At 71.5% G+C, this 20,412-nt stretch carries 16 protein-coding genes and 3 pseudogenes; 10 read left to right on the top strand and 9 right to left on the bottom strand.

The genetic code is table 11. The features are described from left to right. Positions 1–28 precede the first annotated feature (28 nt). Together ACIQ6R_RS31105 and ACIQ6R_RS31100 are read right to left on the bottom strand one after the other, a co-directional pair. Complete coding sequence (locus tag ACIQ6R_RS31105; protein ID WP_404224911.1) at positions 29–1,909, bottom strand: ABC transporter ATP-binding protein; 1,881 nt, start codon at positions 1,907–1,909, stop codon at positions 29–31. Next, entirely contained in the window at positions 1,906–3,879 is a 1,974-nt protein-coding gene (locus tag ACIQ6R_RS31100) for an ABC transporter ATP-binding protein (protein ID WP_404224909.1), read from the bottom strand. Before ACIQ6R_RS31100 ends, ACIQ6R_RS31105 begins: the two co-directional genes overlap by 4 nt. A gap of 171 nt (positions 3,880–4,050) precedes the next feature. Between ACIQ6R_RS31100 and ACIQ6R_RS31095 the strand changes: the two are divergent. Together ACIQ6R_RS31095 and ACIQ6R_RS31090 are read left to right on the top strand one after the other, a co-directional pair. Further along, a pseudogene (locus ACIQ6R_RS31095) lies at positions 4,051–4,513 on the top strand (ATP-binding cassette domain-containing protein); the annotation flags it as partial. 95 nt (positions 4,514–4,608) lie between these two features. Continuing rightward, positions 4,609–4,731: pseudogene (locus ACIQ6R_RS31090) on the top strand (response regulator transcription factor); the annotation flags it as partial. Positions 4,732–4,790: 59 nt separating this feature from the next. Here the strand turns inward: ACIQ6R_RS31090 and glgX are convergent. After that, positions 4,791–7,058, bottom strand: a complete 2,268-nt coding sequence (gene glgX, locus ACIQ6R_RS31085; protein ID WP_404224907.1) for a glycogen debranching protein GlgX — start codon at positions 7,056–7,058, stop codon at positions 4,791–4,793. 183 nt (positions 7,059–7,241) lie between these two features. Here glgX and ACIQ6R_RS31080 point away from each other — a divergent pair, with 183 nt between their 5' ends. The 5 genes from ACIQ6R_RS31080 (at position 7,242) to ACIQ6R_RS31060 (ending at position 12,245) form a co-directional block, all read left to right on the top strand. Further along, on the top strand, positions 7,242–8,483 hold the full coding sequence (locus tag ACIQ6R_RS31080; protein ID WP_404224905.1) for an Ig-like domain-containing protein: 1,242 nt from the start codon (positions 7,242–7,244) through the stop codon (positions 8,481–8,483). Between the two features lie 158 nt (positions 8,484–8,641). Beyond that, a complete protein-coding gene (locus tag ACIQ6R_RS31075; protein ID WP_404183440.1) occupies positions 8,642–9,895 on the top strand; it encodes an Ig-like domain-containing protein in 1,254 nt (417 codons plus the stop codon). Positions 9,896–9,990: 95 nt separating this feature from the next. Continuing rightward, on the top strand, positions 9,991–10,758 hold the full coding sequence (locus ACIQ6R_RS31070; protein ID WP_404183437.1) for an enoyl-CoA hydratase/isomerase family protein: 768 nt from the start codon (positions 9,991–9,993) through the stop codon (positions 10,756–10,758). Positions 10,759–11,032: 274 nt separating this feature from the next. Beyond that, a complete protein-coding gene (locus tag ACIQ6R_RS31065) occupies positions 11,033–11,536 on the top strand; it encodes an ATP-binding protein (RefSeq protein WP_404183434.1) in 504 nt (167 codons plus the stop codon). A gap of 97 nt (positions 11,537–11,633) precedes the next feature. Further along, complete coding sequence (locus ACIQ6R_RS31060) at positions 11,634–12,245, top strand: ADP-ribosyltransferase (RefSeq protein ID WP_404224903.1); 612 nt, start codon at positions 11,634–11,636, stop codon at positions 12,243–12,245. Between the two features lie 27 nt (positions 12,246–12,272). Here the strand turns inward: ACIQ6R_RS31060 and ACIQ6R_RS31055 are convergent, their stop codons facing one another. Then, positions 12,273–12,911 carry a GNAT family N-acetyltransferase gene (locus ACIQ6R_RS31055; RefSeq protein WP_404224901.1) on the bottom strand — a complete coding sequence of 213 codons (639 nt, stop codon included), beginning with the start codon at positions 12,909–12,911 and terminating at the stop codon, positions 12,273–12,275. A gap of 48 nt (positions 12,912–12,959) precedes the next feature. On the opposite strand from ACIQ6R_RS31055, the gene ACIQ6R_RS31050 reads away from it, so the two are divergent. The 3 genes and pseudogenes from ACIQ6R_RS31050 to ACIQ6R_RS31040 all read left to right on the top strand — a co-directional run. After that, positions 12,960–13,874 (top strand): MerR family transcriptional regulator, encoded by a 915-nt coding sequence (locus tag ACIQ6R_RS31050; RefSeq protein WP_404224899.1) that lies wholly within the window; start codon positions 12,960–12,962, stop codon positions 13,872–13,874. 55 nt (positions 13,875–13,929) lie between these two features. After that, positions 13,930–14,142 (top strand): EF-hand domain-containing protein, encoded by a 213-nt coding sequence (locus tag ACIQ6R_RS31045; protein ID WP_404183490.1) that lies wholly within the window; start codon positions 13,930–13,932, stop codon positions 14,140–14,142. Between the two features lie 124 nt (positions 14,143–14,266). Further along, positions 14,267–14,950, top strand: a pseudogene (locus tag ACIQ6R_RS31040) (NADPH-dependent F420 reductase); the annotation flags it as partial. 25 nt (positions 14,951–14,975) lie between these two features. Here ACIQ6R_RS31040 and ACIQ6R_RS31035 read toward each other — a convergent pair. The 5 genes from ACIQ6R_RS31035 to gcvH form a co-directional block, all read right to left on the bottom strand. After that, positions 14,976–15,533 carry a GH25 family lysozyme gene (locus tag ACIQ6R_RS31035; protein WP_404224897.1) on the bottom strand — a complete coding sequence of 186 codons (558 nt, stop codon included), beginning with the start codon at positions 15,531–15,533 and terminating at the stop codon, positions 14,976–14,978. A gap of 111 nt (positions 15,534–15,644) precedes the next feature. Further along, positions 15,645–17,081, bottom strand: coding sequence for an MFS transporter (locus ACIQ6R_RS31030; protein WP_404224895.1), 1,437 nt, complete (start codon positions 17,079–17,081; stop codon positions 15,645–15,647). 116 nt (positions 17,082–17,197) lie between these two features. After that, positions 17,198–18,565 carry an L-serine ammonia-lyase gene (locus tag ACIQ6R_RS31025; protein ID WP_404224893.1) on the bottom strand — a complete coding sequence of 456 codons (1,368 nt, stop codon included), beginning with the start codon at positions 18,563–18,565 and terminating at the stop codon, positions 17,198–17,200. Positions 18,566–18,662: 97 nt separating this feature from the next. Continuing rightward, a complete protein-coding gene (glyA, locus tag ACIQ6R_RS31020) occupies positions 18,663–19,925 on the bottom strand; it encodes a serine hydroxymethyltransferase (RefSeq protein ID WP_404183412.1) in 1,263 nt (420 codons plus the stop codon). Positions 19,926–19,939: 14 nt separating this feature from the next. Next, positions 19,940–20,317: a glycine cleavage system protein GcvH gene (gcvH, locus tag ACIQ6R_RS31015; protein WP_121749291.1), complete on the bottom strand. Its 378-nt coding sequence runs from the start codon at positions 20,315–20,317 to the stop codon at positions 19,940–19,942. Positions 20,318–20,412 lie beyond the last annotated feature (95 nt).

Here is a 20,412-nt window from a genome sequence, read left to right as displayed (position 1 = left end):
TCCGTAGGGCTGTCCCGACGTCCCGTGCTCACGCCAGACTGTCCCGCCAGGCACGGTGCAGATCCGCGAACCGGCCCGTACCGGCGATCAGTTCGGCCGGCGTGCCGTCCTCCACGATCCCGCCGTGCTCCATCACCAGCACCCGGTCGGCGATCTCCACGGTCGAGAGCCGGTGCGCGATCACGACCGCCGTACGGCCCTTCAGGACCGTCGCCATCGCCCGCTGCACCGCCCGCTCACCGGGGATGTCCAGCGAGCTGGTCGCCTCGTCCAGGATCAGCACCGCCGGGTCGGCGAGCAACGCGCGCGCGAACGCCACGAGCTGCCGTTGCCCGGCGGAGATGCGGCCGCCCCGCTTGCGGACGTCGGTGTCGTAGCCGTCGGGCAGCGCGACGATGAAGTCGTGCGCGCCGATCGCCTTCGCGGCCCCCTCGATCTCCTCCGGGGTCGCCTCCGGGCGGCCGATGGCGATGTTCTCGGCGACCGTGCCGGAGAACAGGAACGCCTCCTGCGTCACCATCACCACCCCGCGCCGCAGTTCGGGCACGGCCAGATCGCGCAGGTCGGTGCCGTCCAGCAGGACCCGGCCGTCGGAGGGGTCGTAGAACCGGGCGAGCAGCTTGGCCAGCGTCGACTTGCCCGCGCCGGTCGAGCCCACGACGGCGACCGTCTGCCCGGCCGGGATCGTCAGGTCGAAGCGGGGCAGCACCTCGCCGCCGGTGCGGTAGCCGAAGCGGACTCCGTCGAAGACGACCTCGCGGCCGGGGTGCTCCGACTCCAGGGGCGGCAGCTCCTTCGGCGCGGTCGGCTCGGGCACGGACGGTGTCTGGGCCAGCAGTCCGGCGATCTTCTCCAGCGAGGCCGCCGCCGACTGGTAGGAGTTCAGGAACATGCCGAGCCGGTCGATCGGGTCGTACAGCCGGCGCAGGTACAGCACAGCCGCCGCCAGCACACCGAGGGCCAGCGTGCCGTCCGCGACGCGGTAGGCGCCCCACAGCACGATCCCCGCGACGGCCGTGTTGGCGACCAGCCGCGAACCGACGACATAGCGGGCCATCTCCAGGAGCGCGTCGCCGTTGGTCCGCTCGTGGCGCCGGTTCAGTACGGCGAAGTCGGCGTCGTTGGCGTCCTCGCGGCGGAAGGCGCGCACCGGCCGGATGCCGTTCATCGTCTCCACGAACTTCACGATCACCGCCGCGATCGCCGTGGACCGCCGCCGGTACACCCGTCCCGCGCGCCGCCGGTACGTCCGCACCAGCCCGTACAGCGGCACGAACGACGCCACCGCGACCGCGCCCAGGCCGAGGTCCAGCCAGAGCAGCAGTGCCGCGATGTAGACGAAGGAGAGGACGACCGTCACCAGCTCGTGCAGCCCCTCGTCGAGCAGTTCGCGCAGCGACTCCACGTCCGTGGTCGAGCGGGAGATGAGCCGGCCCGAGGTGTAGCGCTCGTGGAAGTCGACGCTCAGCGCCTGCGCGTGCCGGAAGATCCGGCCGCGCAGGTCCAGCAGCACGTCCTGGCTGACGCGGGCCGCGGTGGCGACGAACGCGTACTGCAAAGCGCCCGCGGCCAGCGAGCAGAGCAGATAACCGGCGCCCACCGCGATCAGCGGACCGTGGTCGTCGTCCCGGAGCGCGGGCACGGCACGGTCGATGGCGTACGCCACCAGCAGCGGGCCCGCCTGCACCGCCGCCTGCTGGAGCAGCAGGAGGAAGGTGGTGAGGGCGACGCGGGCCTTCATGGGCGCCAGCAGGGAGCGCAGCAGGACGGCGGTCGCGCCCGGCGGACTGGGCAGGACGTCCCGGTCGAAGAGGTCGTCGGCCGCGCGGGTCTCCGCCTCGGCCGGATCCCTGCCGCTCTCGTCCTCCGGTTGCTCCCTGTCCGGCGCGGTGGCCGTGGGCGCGGTCATCGGCGGTCCCCCTTCCGGGATCCGTCGGGATCCCCGTGCCCGTCGAGCCCGGACATCAGATGGGCGTACTCGGCGCTGGTGCGCAGCAGCTCCTGGTGGGTGCCGACAGCGGCGATACGGCCGCCCGAGAGCAGCGCCACGCGGTCGGCGAGCAGCACCGTGGACGGGCGGTGCGCCACGATCAGGGCGGTGGTGTCCGCGAGGACCTGCCGCAGGGCGGCCTCCACGGCGGCCTCCGTGTGCACGTCCAGCGCGGACAGCGGGTCGTCCAGGACGAGGAACCTCGGTGTGCCGACCACCGCCCGGGCGAGCGCGATGCGCTGCCGCTGGCCGCCGGAGAGGCTGAGGCCCTGCTCGCCGACCTGGGTGCCGGTGCCCTGGGGCAGGGCGTGGACGAAGTCGGCCTGCGCGACGGCGAGCGCCCGCCCCAGCTCCTCGTCGCCGGCGCCGCCACCGGCCCCCATCAGCACGTTCTCGCCGACGGTCGCCGAGAACAGCGTGGGCTCCTCGAAGGCCACGGCGACCATGGAGCGCAGCTCCTCGCGGGACAGGGCGGCGATGTCCTCGCCGTCCAGCGTGATCCGTCCGGAGGTCACCTCGTGCAGGCGCGGGACGAGCGCGGTCAGCGTCGTCTTGCCACTGCCGGTGGCCCCGACCAGGGCCATGGACTCGCCGGGGCGGATGTGCAGGTCGACGGCGTCGAGGAGGGGCGGGGAGTCGGGGGGCGCGTCGGGGTAACGGAACCTGACGTTCTCGAACCGGAGACCGTCGCCCCCGGCTGCGGGCAGTCCTGCCTCCCGCCGTGCCTGAACGGTCTGGGAGGTACCCCCAGGGGCGGCACGGGCGGGCGACGGGGGTCCTCCCCCCGCGCGAGCGGAGCCGAGCGTGGGGGAGGCGCCCCGCACCGCCGGGTTGCCCTCCCCACCGCCCGGCACCGGCGCAGGCCCACGCGAACTCCCCGGTGATTCGACTTCCGCGTCCATCACCTCGAAGTACCGATCCGCGGCCGTGGCCGCCTCCTGACTCAGCGCCAGCAGGAAGCCGATCGACTCGACGGGCCACCGCAGGGCCAGCGCCGTGGACAGGAACGCCACCAGCGTCCCCGCCGACAGCGACCCGTCCGCCACCTGCACCGTGCCCACCACCAGCGCCGCCCCGATCGCCACCTCCGGCAGCGCCACGATGACCGCCCAGATGCCCGCGAGCAGCCGCGCCTTGCGCAGCTCGGTCCCCCGCAGCGTGTGCGACAGCTCGTGGAAGGCCCGTGCCTGGCTGCGGTGCCGGCCGAACCCCTTGATGATCCGGACACCGAGGACGCTCTCCTCGACGACGGTCGTCAGGTCCCCGACCTGGTCCTGCGCGAGCCGCGCCACCGCGGAGTACTTCTTCTCGAAGACCGCGCAGGTGATCATCACCGGGACCGCGGGCCCGAGGATGACCAGTCCCAGCGTCCAGTCCTGCACCAGCATGATGCCCACGCCGACGAGGATCGTCACGCCGTTGACCAGCAGGAACGTGAGCGGGAAGGCGAGGAACATACGCAGCAGCATCAGGTCCGTCGTCCCGCGCGAGAGCAACTGCCCCGAGGGCCACCGGTCGTGGAAGGCCACCGGCAGCCGCTGCAGACGGCGGTACAGATCCGCCCGCATGCGCGCCTCCACCCCCGCCAGCGGCCGGGCCACCAACCACCGCCGCAGCCCGAACAGCAGCGCCTCCGCCAGCCCGAGGAGGAGCAGGTACAGCGCCCCGAGCCACACGCCCGACGGATCGCGGTCGGCGACCGGTCCGTCCACCATCCACTTCAGGACGAGCGGGATCACCAGCCCCATGCAGGAGGCGACGATCGCCACGCCCGCGGCGGTCGCCAACCGCGCCCGCACGGGCCGGACGTAGGGCCACAGCCGCAGCAGGGCGCGCACGGTGGACCGGTCCCCGGTGGGAGCCTCGGCGGAGTCGGGTGTAGTGGGCATCAGCAGCGAGCCTACGGTTCACCACTGACAGTGCCCACCGAGTTTTCGAGCTCACCGGGGTCGTACGGGGGCATCGACCGGGGGCGTACGGGGGGCATCGACCGATCGGCTGATGCGCCTTCGAGCGCGACGGCCGATGTGCCTGCCCCCGCGCCCCGCGACGCTGGTGCCATGCCCGTCATCGAAGTCACCGACCTGCGCAAGTCCTACGGCGGCCGGCCCGCCGTCGAGGAGGGCGAGATCTTCGGCATCCTCGGCCCGAACGGCACCGGCAGGACCACCACCGTCGAGTGCGTCGAGGGCCTGCGCGTCCCCGACTCGGGCCGCGTCCGTGTCACCGGCCTCGATCCCGTCGCCGACCACGAGAAGGTCACCCACGTCCTCGGTGCCCAGCTTCAGCAGAGCGCACACCGTCCGCGAGGCCCTGGAACCGTACGCCGGTTTCCGTCCGAGGCCCGCCGACTGGCGCCCGCTCGCCGAGCGCCTCGGCCTCACGCCGAAGCCGAACTTACGGTTCGGCAGGCTCTCGGGCGGCCAGAAGCAGCGCCTGTCCATCGCGCTCGCCCTGATCGGCGACCCGCGGATCGTGGTGCTGGACGAGCTGACCACCGGGCTCGACCCGCGCGCCCGGCGGCATCTTGCGGATCATGCTCTTCCCCGCCCTGCTCCTGGCCATCATGGGTTCCGTTCCGTCCTTCCGCGAGGCCGACCCGAACCCGCGAGCGCGAGGTGCTGGGCCTGGTCGCGCGGGGCACCTCCCACAAGGAGATCGCCCGTGAGCTGTTCATCAGCGAGGCGACCGTGAAGACCCACCTCACCCACCTCTACGCCACACTCGGCGTCAACGACCGCGCGGCGGCGGTGGCGGCGGGTCACGACCGGGGCATCCTCGGCTGGCCCGCGCGGGGGCCTCACCCGACACGCAACAGCAGCACCGCCCGCGCCGGCACCATGATCTCCGCCCCCGCCGGATGCGTCCCGCCCGGTGCGTCCGCCTGTTGCTCCCGGCTGGTGTCGACGACCACCTCGTACCGCTCCGCCCAGGGCGGCCCCGGCAGCGCGAAGGAGACCGGCCGGTCGCCCGCGTGCAGGACGGCCAGGAAGCTGTCGTCGACGATCGGGGCGCCGCGCTCGTCGCGGCCCGGGATGTCCCGCCCGGAGAGGTACATGCCGAGCGTGGCGGCGGGGGCGTACCAGTCCCGTTCCGTCATCTCCGTGCCCCGGGCGGTGAACCAGGCCAGGTCCCGCAGGCCGTCCGCGGAGTGCGCGCGGCCGGAGAAGAACGCCCGGCGGCGCAGTACCGGGTGCCGGTGGCGCAGCGCGATCAGCCGGGAGGTCAGCTCGAACAGGGGCCGCCACTGGGGGTCGTCCAGCAGGCTCCAGTCGACCCAGCTGATCTCGTTGTCCTGGCAGTAGGCGTTGTTGCTGCCGCGCTGGGTCCGGCCCAGCTCGTCGCCCGCGACCAGCATCGGCACGCCGGTCGACAGCAGCAGCGTGGTCAGCAGGTTGCGCAGCTGACGGCGCCTGAGCGCCCGTACGTCCTCGTCGTCGGTCTCTCCCTCCGCGCCGCAGTTCCAGGACCGGTTGTCGTCGGTGCCGTCGCGGTTGCCCTCGCCGTTGGCCTCGTTGTGCTTGCGCTCGTAACTCACCACGTCCCGGAGCGTGAAGCCGTCGTGCGCGGTGACGAAGTTGACCGAGGCGTACGGCCGCCGCCCGCCCCACGCGTACAGGTCGCTGGAGCCCGACAGGCGGTAGCCCATCTCCCGGACGTCCGGGAGGGCGTGCCGCCAGAAGTCCCGCACGGCGTTGCGGTAGCGGTCGTTCCACTCGGTCCACAGGGGCGGGAACGCGCCCACCTGGTAGCCGCCCGAGCCCACGTCCCACGGCTCGGCGATCAGCTTCACCCGCCGCAGCACCGGGTCCTGCGCGATCACCGCGAGGAACGGGGACAGCATGTCGACGTCGTGCATCGAGCGGGCCAGCGCCGCCGCCAGGTCGAAGCGGAAGCCGTCCACGCCCATCTCCGTCACCCAGTAGCGCAGGGAGTCGGTGATCAGGCGCAGGACGTGCGGCTGGACGACGTGCAGGGTGTTGCCGCAGCCGGTGTAGTCGGCGTACCGGCGGGCGTCGGCCTGGAGGCGGTAGTAGCCGCGGTTGTCGATGCCCTTCAGGGACAGCATCGGGCCCAGTTCGCCCGCCTCCGCCGTGTGGTTGTAGACCACGTCGAGGATGACCTCGATGCCCGCCGCGTGCAGTGCGCGCACCATCCGTTTGAACTCGCCGACCTGCTCACCGGTGGTACCGGAGGCGGCGTAGGCGGCGTGGGGGGCGAAGTAGCCGATCGAGTTGTAGCCCCAGTAGTTCTTCAGGCCGCGGTCGAGGAGATGGCTCTCGTGCGCGAACTGGTGCACCGGCAGCAGCTCCACCGCCGTCACGCCCAGCCGCGTCAGGTGCTCGATCGCCGCCGGATGCGCCAGACCGGCGTACGTGCCGCGCAGCTCCTCGGGGACGCCGGGGTGCAGCTTGGTGAAGCCGCGCACGTGCAGCTCGTAGATGACGGAGTCCGCCCACGGCGTCTTCGGCCGCCGGTCGTACGCCCATTCGTCGTCGGGGCCGCCATCGTGGACGACGACGCCCTTCGGGACGTACGGCGCCGAGTCGCGGCCGTCGCGCACGGTGTCCGCCACATGCTGCTCGGGCCAGTCGCGGACGTGCCCGTACACCTCGGGCGGCAGGGAGAAGTCGCCGTCCACCGCGCGCGCGTACGGGTCGAGCAGCAGCTTCGCCGGATTCCAGCGGGCGCCGGTCCACGGGTCCCAGCGGCCGTGCACCCGGAAGCCGTAGCGCTGCCCGGGCCCCACGCCCGGCACGAAGCCGTGCCAGATCTCGTGCGTCAGCTCGGTCAGCCGCACCCGGCTCTCCCTGCCGCCGGGGCCCGGCCCGTCGAACAGGCACAGCTCCACCGCCTCCGCCCCGCCCGCCCACAGCGCGAAGTTCGTCCCCGCCACCTGGTCCGGCCCGGTCCGGAACCGGGCGCCCAGCGGCACCGGCGTGCCCGGCCAGGCCGGCACGGCGGGCGGCGACGCGGCACGCCGCGCGCCGTTCACCACGACGGCGGGGTGCCCGTCCTCGGCGGCCGGCTTCCCGGCCACCGCCTCCTGCTCGGCTGCGCTGGACACCTGTCAGCCTCCTGCGGCTCGTGGAACGGCTCGTGGAACGACGTGCCGGAGACGGGAAGACGGGAGAAGGGCGCGCGGTGTGCCGACCGCCGCTCCCCGTCGCGTCGTCCTTCCCCACTGTTCTGCCCACCGCATGGCTCGCACTCACGTTTCCCCAGCGCGGACCGGTCGTTACGGGTGGATGTGAGGCACGTACATGGGCGCGCACGGCGCGCGGCGACCGCTCTGGCCGCCGTACTGACATGGGCAGGACTGCTGGCCGGGGCCGCCGGATGCACCTCGGACGGCGGTGGCGTGGGTGGCGGCATCGGCGGGGTGTTCGGCAAACCCCCCGCAGCCGAGGACGTCATCCGCATCACCCCGGACGACGGCAGCAAGGCCGTCCGGCCGGAGGAGAAGAAGCTGTCGGTGCGGGTGCCCGGCGGGCGGCTGGAATCGGTGAAGGTCGTCAAGTCGCAGGACGCGCGGGAGACCCCGGTACCCGGCCGGATCTCCGACGACGGCCTGCGCTGGGAACCCGACGACGAACGGCTGGCGCTGGCCGCGAAATACACCGTGGACGCCGTCGCCCTGGACGGCCAGGGGCGCCGCTCGGCCCGGCACACCACCTTCACCACCTACGTCCCCGAGGAGCGCTTCATCGGGTACGTCGCTCCAGAGAACCGCTCGGTCGTCGGCACCGGCATGATCGTCTCGCTGGAGTTCAACCGGGAGATCACCGACCGCGCGGCCGTGGAACGCGCCGTGTCGGTGACCGCGAAGCCCGCCACCGAGATCCGCCCCCACTGGTTCGGCAGGGACCGCCTCGACTTCCGCCCCGAGGACTACTGGAAGCCCGGCACCGAGGTCACCGTCGACCTGCACCTGCGGGACGTCGAAGGCGCGCCCGGGGTGTACGGACTCCAGCACAAGACGATCTCCTTCACCGTCGGCCGCAGCCAGGTCTCCCTCGTCGACGCGGCCGAACGGACCATGCGGGTGCGCCGGGACGGCGCGCTGCTGACCACGGTGCCGATCACGGCGGGGGCGCCGACGACTCCCACCTACAACGGCAAGATGGTGATCACCGAGATGCTCGACGTCACCCGCATGAACAGCCGCACGGTCGGCTTCGGCGGCGAGTACGACATCCCCGACGTCCCGCACGCCATCCGTCTGACCAGCTCCGGCACCTTCCTGCACGGCAACTACTGGGCGCCGGAGGACACCTTCGGCCGGGCCAACGTCAGCCACGGCTGCGTCGGGCTGCGCGACGTCAAGGGCGGCGGTTCCGACACCCCGGCGGGCTGGTTCTTCGACCGCAGCCTGATCGGCGACGTCGTCGAGGTGGTCAACAGCAAGGACAAGAAGGTCGCCCCCGACAACGGGCTCGGTGGCTGGAACATGAACTGGAAGAAGTGGAAAGCGGGCAGTGCGGTGAAGTGACGCCGGCGCGGCTGCGACAGCCGGCCGCCAACTCGGTACGGAACGGTGACAATTCCTCTGTCCCCAGCGCCCCTGGCCTGCGGTTACGATGCGCCGGTGCGCGCGGGCGCACCGGGGCGCGGGCCTGACCAGGTCCGGCGAGGGGAGACAAGTTGAACATGCGTCCGATATCGGGGGCGTCGCCGGTGGGCAGCCGGGGGCGGGGCGGCAAGGGACGCGGCAGGACGCTGCCGGCGCTGGCACTGGGTGTGCTGCTGACGCTGACCGCGTGCGGCGGGGGAGGCGCGGGCTCGGGTGCCGGGGACGACGGCGGCAAGAACGCCAAGGACTCCACCGCGGCGCAGAGCAAGCAGTCCGAGGCCGTCGTGAGCATCGCCCCGAAGAACGGGGCCGAGGCCGTCGACACCAGCGGCGCCCTCAAGGTCGCCGCCACGAAGGGCAAGCTCACGGAGGTCCTGGTCAAGGACGCCGAGGGCGCGAAGGTCGACGGGAAGATATCCGGGGACGGCGCCACCTGGACGCCGTCCACCCACCTGGCCGCCGCCACCACGTACACCGTGCACGCGGTCGCCAAGGACTCCGAGGGCCGCACGGCCGCCGAGGACTCCCGCTTCACCACCCTGACGCCGAAGAACACCTTCATCGGCACCTTCACGCCGGAGGACGGCTCGAAGGTCGGTGTCGGTATGCCGTTCTCGATTCGCTTCACCCGGGGCATCACCAACCCCGAGGACGTCGAGAAGGCCATCCGCGTCAAGACCGAGCCGGCCGTCGAGGTCGCGGGCCACTGGTTCGGCAACGACCGCCTCGACTTCCGCCCGGAGAAGTACTGGAAGGCCGGCACCAAGGTCACCGTCGACCTCAACCTCGACGGCGTCGAGGGCCGCGACGGGGTCTACGGCGAGCAGGCCAAGACCGTCTCCTTCACCGTCGGCCGCAGCCAGGTCTCCGTCGTCGACGCCAAGAAGCTCACGATGAAGGTCGTGCGGGACGGCAAGACCGTCAAGACCATCCCCATCACCACCGGCGCTCCCGGCTACGAGACCTGGAACGGCCAGATGGTCATCACCGAGCGGCTCCCCGTGACCCGGATGAACGGCGAGACGGTCGGCTACGGCGGCGAGTACGACATCAAGGACGTTCCGCACGCCATGCGCCTGTCCACGTCCGGCACCTTCATCCACGGCAACTACTGGGGCGGCGACGCCTTCGGCAACCGCAACTCCAGCCACGGCTGCATAGGCCTGCGCGACGTGCGCGGCGGCTGGGACGAGAAGGCGCCGGCCGCCTGGTTCTTCGAGAACTCGCTCATCGGCGACGTGGTCGTGGTGAAGAACTCCGACGACGCGACCATCGCCCCGGACAACGGCCTCAACGGCTGGAACATGTCCTGGGAGAAGTGGAAGGCCTGAGTCTTCGGCCGACAGTGCGGTGAACGGCCCTGGTGCCCTCGATGTGAGGTAAGGCACCGGGGCCGTTCCCGTTAGTCCCCGTTAACCTGCTGGGCATGACCGTAGAACTGGAAGTCGCGGACGGCGTCGGCACGCTGCGCCTGGACCGCCCGCCCATGAACGCGCTGGACATCGCCACCCAGGACCGGCTCAAGGAACTCGCCGAGGAGGCCACCCGACGCGACGACGTGCGCGCCGTGGTGATCTACGGCGGCGAGAAGGTGTTCGCGGCGGGCGCGGACATCAAGGAGATGCAGGTGATGGACCACGCGGCGATGATCGCGCGGGCCCGTGCCCTGCAGGACTCCTTCACGGCGGTGGCCCGCATCCCCAAGCCCGTGGTCGCGGCGGTGACGGGATACGCCCTCGGCGGCGGCTGCGAACTCGCGCTCTGCGCCGATCTCCGCATCGCCGGGGAGAACGCCAAGCTCGGCCAGCCCGAGATCCTGCTCGGCCTGATCCCCGGCGCGGGCGGCACCCAGCGGCTTTCCCGGCTGGTCGGCCCCTCCAAGGCCAAGGACCTCATCTTCACCGGCCGTCAGGTGAAGGCCGACGAGGCGCTCGCGATCGGCCTCGTGGACCGCGTGGTGCCGGCCGCCGAGGTGTACGAGCAGGCGCACGCCTGGGCGGCGCGGCTCGCGAAGGGGCCCGCCATCGCGCTGCGCGCGGCGAAGGAGGCGATCGACACGGGCCTGGAGACGGACATCGAGACCGGCCTCGCCGTCGAACGGAACTGGTTCGCCGGTCTGTTCGCCACCGAGGACCGCGAACGCGGGATGCGCAGCTTCGTGGAGGAGGGCCCGGGGAAGGCGAAGTTCCTCTGAAGGCGCTCGGGAGCGCGCGCAGTTGACGCGGTGTCTGATTAGGGGTCCCTCGTTGGGGCGGTTTATGGCAGCCTTAACGCACCATTAAGCGCGTCTTGTCGAGGGAGTCCGCCGCTTGTCTCCGGCCGAGTCGTCCGCGCAGGTCAGTGGGGCTGTTTCCGGCTCCGAACTGCCCGCGGCATATGCCGATCGACCGCTGTCGAGCCCGGGCTCCGCAGGGGCGTATTCCCCGGGAACGGCCACGGAGCCTCCCGGGGGCGGCCATGATGGGGGCATGGCGGGGCTGGAGGGTACGGAACAGCCGCGGGGAGCCGGACGGGCGACCGCGGCGCGCTGGTCGCCGGCGGTCGAGGACGAACACGCGCTCAAGGCACTGGAGTTGTTCGGAAACCCGACGGAGGGCGAAGTTCCGTTACCGTCCCGCCCCGAGTCCGCCGCCACCGCCCGCCGGCTGGCCCAGGTCGTGGCCCTGCGCCAGTGGAAGCTCGGCCCCAAGGTCACGGAGGACACCGTCCTGCTCGTCTCCGAGCTGGTGGGCAACGCCGTACGCCACACCGGGGCCCGTATCTTCGGTCTCCACATGCGCCGCCGCCCGGGCTGGATCCGCGTCGAGGTCCGCGACCCCTCCCGGGGGCTGCCGTGTCTGATGCCGGTGCAGGAGACGGACATCAGCGGGCGCGGCCTCTTCCTCGTCGACAAGTTGTCCGACCGGTGGGGCGTCGATCTGCTGCCGCGCGGCAAGACCACCTGGTTCGAGATGCGGGTCGTGGACCGCTGAGACGCCATCTGCCGCGGGAAGCAACCTCGTTCGGCGGACACGCCACCTGCGGGTGAAGATCCGCGGTCCGGCGCCGCGGAGCCGGGATCGTACCCGCATGATCACCACTCGTCTGCGGCGACGGACCGCTGCCGCCGTCCTGTCCCTCTCCGCCGTCCTCGCCACCTCGGCCGCCACCGCCCCCGGAGCGGCGGCCCCGACGACGGCTCCCGTCAAGGCCGCTCCCGCCTGTCCCCAGTTCGACGACAAGGTCAAGGCCGCCGCCGACCCTGCCGTCGACGTCGACCGCATCACGCCCGAGCCGGTCTGGCGCACCACGTGCGGCACCCTCTACCGCAGCGACAGCCGGGGCCCCCAGGTCGTCTTCGAGGAGGGCTTCCACGCCAAGGACGTCAGGAACGGCCAGTACGACATCGAGAAGTACGTCCTGGTCAACCAGCCCTCTCCGTACGTCTCGACGACCTACGACCACGACCTCTACAAGACCTGGTACAAGTCCGGGTACAACTACTACATCGACGCCCCCGGAGGCATCGACGTCAACAAGACCATCGGCGACACCCACAGGTGGGCCGACCAGGTCGAGGTCGCCTTCCCCGGCGGCATCCAGCGGCAGTACGTCATCGGCGTCTGCCCGGTCGACCGGCAGACCAAGACCGAGATCATGAGCGAGTGCGAGAGCAACCCGCACTACAAGCCCTGGCACTGACGGCCCCGGTTCAGGGCAGGCCGTGACTCAGGGCCGGAGGAACAGCGCCTCCGACCCCACCGGCCGGTAGCCCGCCGCCTGGAACGCCCGCAGACTGCGGGCGTTCCCCGCCGACACCTGCGCCCACACCGGCTCGTCCCCCGCCAGCTGCCGCGCCGCCGTCATCAGGCGCCGCCCCAGCCCCCGGTGCCGTACCCCCTCCGCCACCTCCACCGCGGCCTCCAGCCGCCCGGCGACCCCGCGGCCCAGCACGAGCACGCCGCCGTCCGCCGCCCACACCCGCACGTCGTCGCGCCGCCGACGGGCCGAGACCACCCGGGGATGGGCGGGGTCGGCGACCTCCGCCAGCGCGACCTCCGGCCGGCCCGGGAGCGGAGCACCGGTCAGCAGCACGTCGATCGTGTCGGTCGTCCGTCCCGTGCGCTCCATGAAGGCGGTCAGGAACCGTGCGTTCATCGTGGCGGCGAGGGGGTCGCAGCCGAGCCCGTCCAGCGTCTCGCGCACCCACCGCGGGTCCTCGTCCGTGAAGACGACCGAGTGCGCCGTGAACGCGATCACCCCCGCGTCCCGGCGACCGTGCTGCGGCACGACGGTCGTAGCACCGTCCGGCGCCGGGAAGACGCCCCGCGCCGCCGCCTCCAGAATGTCCCGCAGGCTCTCCGCCACACCGCGCTCCTTGAGTCTCCACCCACTGGAAGGCCCAGACTCACACACATGATCGACGACGGCACCGGACTCATGACCATCGGCGAACTGGCGCGGACCACCGGACTCCCGGCGCGCACCATCCGCTACTGGTCCGACCAGGGCGCCCTGCCCCCGGTGGCCCGCTCCGCGGGCGGCTACCGGCTCTACGACGCCGCCTCCGCCGCCCGCCTGGAGCTGATCCGCACCCTGCGCGAACTCGGCCTCGGCCTGGACGCCGTACGCCGCGTCCTGGCCGGCGAGACGACGGTCGCGCAGGTCGCGGCGGCGCACGTGAGCGCGCTGGACGCGCGGATCCGGGCGCTCAGGGTGACCCGTGCGGTGCTGTCGACCGTGGCACGACGCGGCTCGACCGCGGAGGAGACGACCCTGATGAACAAACTGGCACGCCTGTCCGCCGCCGAACGACGGCGCGTCATCGAGCACTTCATGGATGAGGTCTTCGCGGGCGTCGACGCCGCCGACCCCGACATCCGCACCCGCCTGCGCTACGCCGCGGCCGATCTGCCGGACGATCCCACCCCCGAGCAGGTGGACGCCTGGGTGGAGCTGGCCGAGCTGATCCAGGACCCGGAGTTCCGGGCGACGATGCGCCGGATGATCGAGTTCAACGCCGCCGACCGGGGACCGGACGTCCCGGCCGGCTCCTCCCTGTGGTTCGTGAGCCGCCTGGTGCGGCTCGCCGACGACGCGCTGCGGGAGGGTGTCGCGCCGGACTCGCCGCGGGGCGCCGACATCCTGCGCGCGCTGATCGGCGACGCCGAGCCGGCCGTCGTACGGGAGCGCCTCACAGCGGTGACGAACGCCCGCCTCGTCCGCTATCGGGAGCTCTCCGCGATCGTGAACGGCGTGGAGCCCCCGTCCGCCTACGAGGAGCAGTTCGGGTGGGTGGTCGCCGCACTGGGTGCCCGAACGGGCGGTTAATCTGACCTGCGTCAGAAGGTCGGAATGACCCATGCACGAGATGAGGGGCGGATCGGTGGCGGACATCGAGGAAGCACGCAAGCAGTTCCAGCGGATCGACACGGACGGGGACGGCTTCATCACCGCCGCCGAGTTCAAGACCGCCCTGGCCCAGGGCGGCGACTGGAACGTCACCGAGTCGGTGGCCGAGGCGATCATCGCCGGTCGCGACCTCGACGGGGACAAGCTGCTGTCGTTCGACGAGTTCTGGGCGCACCTGAACAAGTGACGACGCCGTGAGGGGCGCCCGTCCGGTCACCCGGGGGCGCCTCTTCGCGGAATAGCCCGCCCCGGGCGGTGGTTGGAGCTGATCACCGGCGCGAGCCGCCGGCTCCGCACGACACGACCTCCGAAGGGCCAGGCGAGTCAGCATCATGAAGATCGGCATCATCGGCGCGGGCAACATCGGCGGCAACCTCACCCGGCGGCTGACCGCCCTCGGGCACGACGTCTCGGTCGCGAACTCCCGCGGCCCGCACACGCTCACCGAACTGGCCGAGGAGACCGGTGCCACCCCGGTGCCGGTCGAGGAAGCGGCGCGCGGCGCCGAGATCGTGGTCGTCACCGTCCCGCTGAAGGCGGTCCCGGACCTGCCGTCCGGTGTCCTCGACGGCGCCGCCGACGGCGTGGCGGTCATCGACACGAACAACTACTACCCGCGGCAGCGCGACGGACGGATCGCGGCCATCGAGGACGAGGGCCTCACCGAGAGCCGCTGGGTCGAGAAACACCTCGGCCACCCGGTGGTCAAGGCCTTCAACGGCACCTACGCCCAGGACATCCTGGAGCGCCCGCTCCCGGCCGGCGCCCCGGACCGCCTGGCCCTCCCGGTCGCCGGCGACGACGAGGCGGCCAAGGCGAAGGTCAGGTCCCTGATCGACGAACTCGGCTTCGACACCGTGGACGCCGGCGGCATCGACGACTCCTGGCGCCAGCAGCCCGACACCCCGGTCTACGGCCTGCGCGGGGGCGTCGAGGACGTCACCAAGGCACTGGCGGAGGCCACGCCGGAGCGGCCGGCGGAATTCCGGGGCTAGGCAGGATCCGTCGGACGGGCCCTGGCTAGGCGCCGTCGGCCCACTTCTTCAGTGCCGCCTTGCTCGCGAAATCCGCCACGTTGGTGTCGACCGGGTCGTCGGTGTACTGGTGGAAGCGCCAGTCGGCCTGGATGCGGGGCTTGCCCGCCGACACGTAGTCGGCGATCCACAGGCCGTCGCCCGCGTACGAGGTGGTGTCCACGTTCAGCCAGTAGTGCCTGTTGGCATAGAGGATCACCCGGTTGTCCGGCCGCAGCGCCTTCACCTTCCGGATGAAGCCGTCCTTCTCCGCGTTGCTCGCATGGGTGCCCTCGCCCGTCGTCTCCCAGTCGACGGCGAGGATGTCACCGGCCCGGTCGGGGGCCTTGGCGACGAAGTACTCGGCCTGGGCGGTGAGGTTGCCCGGCCACAGGAAGTGGTAGAAGCCGACGACGAGTCCGGCGTCGCGGGCCCGTTTCGTCTGGGCGGCGAGCTTGGGGTTGACGTACGAACGGCCCTCCGTCGCTTTCACGAAGACGAAGGAGAGGCCGTCCGTGCCGTAGGTGGAGGACTGGTAGGCGCTGACGTCGATGCCGCGCAGCATGACCACTCCCTCGCAGACCGGTGGGGCTGACGAGCCCCGGGGACGCAGGTAGTGGTTATGCCCGTCGATCAGCCGTCGTACGCCGGTCGGAACAGGGAGGTCAGGGGGCCGTCAGGGGGCGGAGGAGGTGACCGTGGCGCGGGTGCCGTCGTCGGCGGAGGCGGCCGCGTCCCCGACCCCCTCCCCGTCCTCGCCCTCGTCCAGGGAGACGTCCTTGGTCTCCTTGCCGAGGAGGAGGGCGGTCAGCGTCAGCACCGCCATCGCGGAGAGGTAGACCCCGACCAGCCACGGCGAGCCGTCACCGGTCTCCCACAGCGCCACCGCGATGAACGGGGCGACGGCCGCTCCGAGGATCGAACTGACGTTGTACGAGATACCGGACCCGGTATAGCGCACGCTCGTCGGGAACAGCTCCGGCAGCAGCGCGCCCATCGGGCCGAACGTCATGCCCATCAGCGTGAAGCCGAGCACCAGCCACAGCACCACACCGAGCGTGCCCAGGCCGATCAGCGGCACCCACACCAGGCCGAAGACCACGATCGCGGCAGTGACCCAGACCAGGGTGGTGCGGCGCCCGTACTTGTCGGCGAGCGGGCCGGAGACCAGGGTGAACACGGCGAAGAAGAGCACGCCGAAGATCATCATCAGCACGAACGTCGTGTAGCTGTACCCCAGACCGGGCACGGCGGCGTCCTTGGCGGTGCGCCCGTAGCTCAGCGAGAACGTGGTCATCAGGTAGAAGAGCACGTATGTCGCCAGCATGATGAAGGTGCCCAGGATCAGCTGCTTCCAGTGGCCCTGGACCACGGTGACCAGCGGCAGCTTCCGCACCTTCCCGGCCTGCTGCGTTCTGGCGAACACCGCCGACTCCACGAGCCGCGAGCGCACCCACAGGCCGATCGCGACCATCACGGCGGAGAACAGGAACGGGATGCGCCAGCCCCAGCTCGTGAAGGCCTCGGAGGGCTGCGTGGGGTCGGCACCTGCCGCGGACGGCAGCAGCGCCCCGATGATCAGGAACAGGCCGTTGCCGATGATGAAACCGAGCGGTGCGCCCAGCTGCGGGAAGGTCCCGTACAGGGCGCGCTTGCCGCGGGGCGCGTTCTCGGTCGCGACCAGGGCGGCGCCGCTCCACTCGCCGCCGAGCGCGAAGCCCTGCGCGAGCCGCATCAGCACGAGCAGCGCGGTGGCGGCCCAGCCGGCCTGTGCGTACGTCGGGAGTACGCCGATCAGGAACGTGGCGATGCCCATGGTGAGGAGCGAGACCACCAGCGTCTTCTTGCGGCCGAGCCGGTCACCGAGGTGTCCGAAGAACACGGCCCCGATCGGCCGGGCCACCATCGCGGCGCCGAAGACCGCGAAGGACGACAGCAGGGCCGTGGTCGGGTCGCTGTTCGGGAAGAAGAGCGAGGGGAAGACCAGGACGGCGGCGGTCGCGTAGATGTAGAAGTCGTAGAACTCGATCGTCGTGCCGATGAGGCTGGCGATGAGGACGCGGGACCGCGGATTGACGGGTGCCGGGGCTGATCCGGTGGCTGGTGCGGGCATCTCTCGGTCTTTCACGTGCGAAATGTGCTGGCACCGTCACGATCTCAGGCGTCTCAGTTTTCAGTCGCCACATGTCACGATGTGAGACGGGCCCGCCCCGCCCCCAGCCCTCGCCCTCAGCACTCGATGATGTTGACCGCCAGCCCGCCCCGCGCCGTCTCCTTGTACTTGACCGACATGTCCGCGCCGGTGTCCTTCATGGTCTTGATGACCTTGTCGAGGGACACCTTGTGGGACCCGTCGCCCCGCATCGCCATCCGCGCCGCCGTGACCGCCTTGACCGCGGCCATGCCGTTGCGCTCGATGCACGGGATCTGGACCAGGCCGCCGACCGGGTCGCAGGTCAGGCCGAGATTGTGCTCCATGCCGATCTCGGCGGCGTTCTCCACCTGCTCCGGGGAGCCGCCCAGCACCTCGGCGAGCGCGCCGGCCGCCATGGAGCAGGCGGAGCCGACCTCGCCCTGGCAGCCGACCTCGGCGCCGGAGATGGAGGCGTTCTCCTTGAAGAGCATGCCGATGGCGCCCGCGGCCAGCAGGAAGCGGACGACGCCCTCCTCGTCGGCGCCGGGCACGAAGTTCACGTAGTAGTGCAGGACCGCCGGGATGATGCCCGCCGCCCCGTTCGTCGGGGCCGTGACGACCCGGCCGCCGGCCGCGTTCTCCTCGTTCACGGCCATGGCGTAGAGGGTGATCCACTCCATGGACAGGGCCAGCGGGTCGCCCTCCGAGCGCAGCTTGCGCGCGGTGTTGGCGGCGCGGCGGCGGACCTTCAGGCCGCCCGGCAGGATGCCCTCGCGGGACATGCCGCGGTCGACGCACGCCCGCATCACGCGCCAGATCTCCAGCAGGCCCTCGCGGATCTCGTCCTCGTCGCGCCAGGACCGCTCGTTCTCCAGCATCAGGGCCGAGATGGACAGGCCCGTCTCCCGGGACAGGCGCAGCAGCTCGTCGCCGGTGCGGAAGGGGTACTTCAGCACCGTGTCGTCGAGCACGATGCGGTCCGCGCCCACCGCGTCCTCGTCGACGACGAAACCGCCGCCGACCGAGTAGTACGTCTTGGAGAGCACTTCCGTGCCGGCCGCGTCGTGGGCCCACAGGGTCATGCCGTTGGCGTGGTAGGGGAGGGCCTTGCGGCGGTGCAGGACCATGTCGTCGTCGTAGGCGAAGGCGATCTCGTGTTCGCCGAGGAGGCGGATGCGGCCCGAGGCCTTGATCGTCTCGACGCGCTCGTCGGCCGTCTCCACGTCCACCGTGCGGGGCGAGTCGCCCTCCAGGCCGAGCAGCACCGCCTTGGGCGTGCCGTGGCCGTGGCCGGTGGCGCCGAGCGAGCCGTACAGCTCGGCGCGGACCGTGGCGACGGAGCCGAGCAGCTCCTCGTTGCGCAGGCGGCGGGCGAACATGCGGGCCGCGCGCATCGGGCCGACCGTGTGGGAGCTCGACGGGCCGATGCCGATCGAGAACAGGTCGAAGACCGAGATGGCCACGGGGACTCCTCAGAACGGGGGTGGTGCAGAGGTGGTGCTTCGGGGCGGGGCGCCGGGCTCGCTCGTGGCGGGCACGGCGCCCCCGAACACGCGGTGTCTACTTGTTCAGACCCGGGTACAGCGGGTGCTTGTCGGCCAGGGTCTTCACCCGGGCCTTGAGGGCTTCGGCGTCGTAGGACGGCTTCAGCGCCTCGGCGATCACGTCCGCGACCTCGGCGAAGTCCTCGGCCGTGAAGCCGCGGGTCGCCAGGGCCGGCGTACCGATGCGCAGACCGGAGGTCACCATCGGCGGACGCGGGTCGTTCGGGACGGCGTTGCGGTTGACCGTGATGCCGACCTCGTGGAGACGGTCCTCGGCCTGCTGCCCGTCCAGCTCGGAGTCGCGCAGGTCGACCAGGACCAGGTGGACGTCCGTGCCGCCGGTCAGGACGGACACGCCCGCCGCCTTCGCGTCGTCCCGCACCAGGCGCTCGGCCAGGATGCGGGCACCCTCCAGCGTACGGCCCTGGCGCTCCTTGAAGTCCTCGCTCGCGGCGACCTTGAAGGCGACGGCCTTGGCGGCCACCACGTGCTCCAGCGGACCACCCTGCTGACCGGGGAAGACGGCGGAGTTGATCTTCTTGGCCAGCTCGGCCGTGGAGAGGATCACACCGCCGCGCGGGCCGCCCAGCGTCTTGTGCGTGGTGGTCGTCACCACGTGCGCGTGCGGCACCGGGTTCGGGTGCAGGCCCGCCGCGACCAGACCGGCGAAGTGCGCCATGTCGACCATCAGGTACGCGCCGACCTCGTCCGCGACCTCGCGGAACGCGGCGAAGTCCAGCTGACGCGGGTAGGCGGACCAGCCGGCCACGATCAGCTTCGGCCGGGTCTCCTTGGCGAGGCGCTCCACCTCGGCCATGTCGACCTGGCCGTCGTCGCCGACGTGGTACGGGACGACGTTGTAGAGCTTGCCGGAGAAGTTGATCTTCATGCCGTGGGTCAGGTGCCCGCCGTGGGCGAGGTTCAGACCCATGATCGTGTCGCCGGGCTTGAGCAGCGCGAACATCGCGGCCGCGTTGGCCTGGGCGCCCGAGTGCGGCTGCACGTTGGCGTGCTCGGCGCCGAACAGTGCCTTGACCCGGTCGATGGCGATCTGCTCGACCACGTCGACGTGCTCGCAGCCGCCGTAGTAGCGGCGGCCGGGGTAGCCCTCGGCGTACTTGTTGGTGAGGACCGAGCCCTGGGCCTCCATGACCGCGACGGGCGCGAAGTTCTCGGAGGCGATCATTTCCAGGGTGGACTGCTGGCGGTCCAGCTCGGCGTCGACGGCGGCGGCGACGTCGGGGTCGAGCTCGTGCAGGGGTGTGTTCAGAAGCGACATGCGGTGGTGACTCCTCAGCCGGCGGTGAAGGCGGTGTACTCGTCGGCGGAGAGCAGGTCGGCCGGCTCGTCCGTGACGCGCACCTTGAACAGCCAGCCGCCCTCGAAGGGCGCGGAGTTCACCAGCGACGGGTCGTTGACGACGTCCTCGTTGACCTCGGTGATCTCGCCGGAGACGGGGGAGTACAGGTCGGAGACCGACTTGGTCGACTCCAGTTCGCCGCAGGTCTCGCCCGCGGTCACCGAGTCGCCGACCTCGGGGAGCTGGACGAAGACGACGTCACCGAGCGCGTTGGCCGCGTGCTCCGTGATGCCGACCGTCGAGGCGCCGTCCTCGGCGCCCGACAGCCACTCGTGCTCCTTGCTGTAGCGCAGCTGCTGGGGGTTGCTCATGGCCTGAATTCTCCTGTACGCGAGGGAGTGCTGGTGAAGGGGGCTGCTGATGAGGGGACTGCCGAACCGCTGCTGAGCAGCGCGGACGCGAGACG

The sequence above is a fragment of the Streptomyces sp. NPDC096048 genome, assembly GCF_044763415.1.
Taxonomy (GTDB): Bacteria; Actinomycetota; Actinomycetes; order Streptomycetales; family Streptomycetaceae; genus Streptomyces.
Note: the sequence above shows the minus strand (reverse complement) of the source record. Positions and strands in the feature narration are given on the sequence as shown.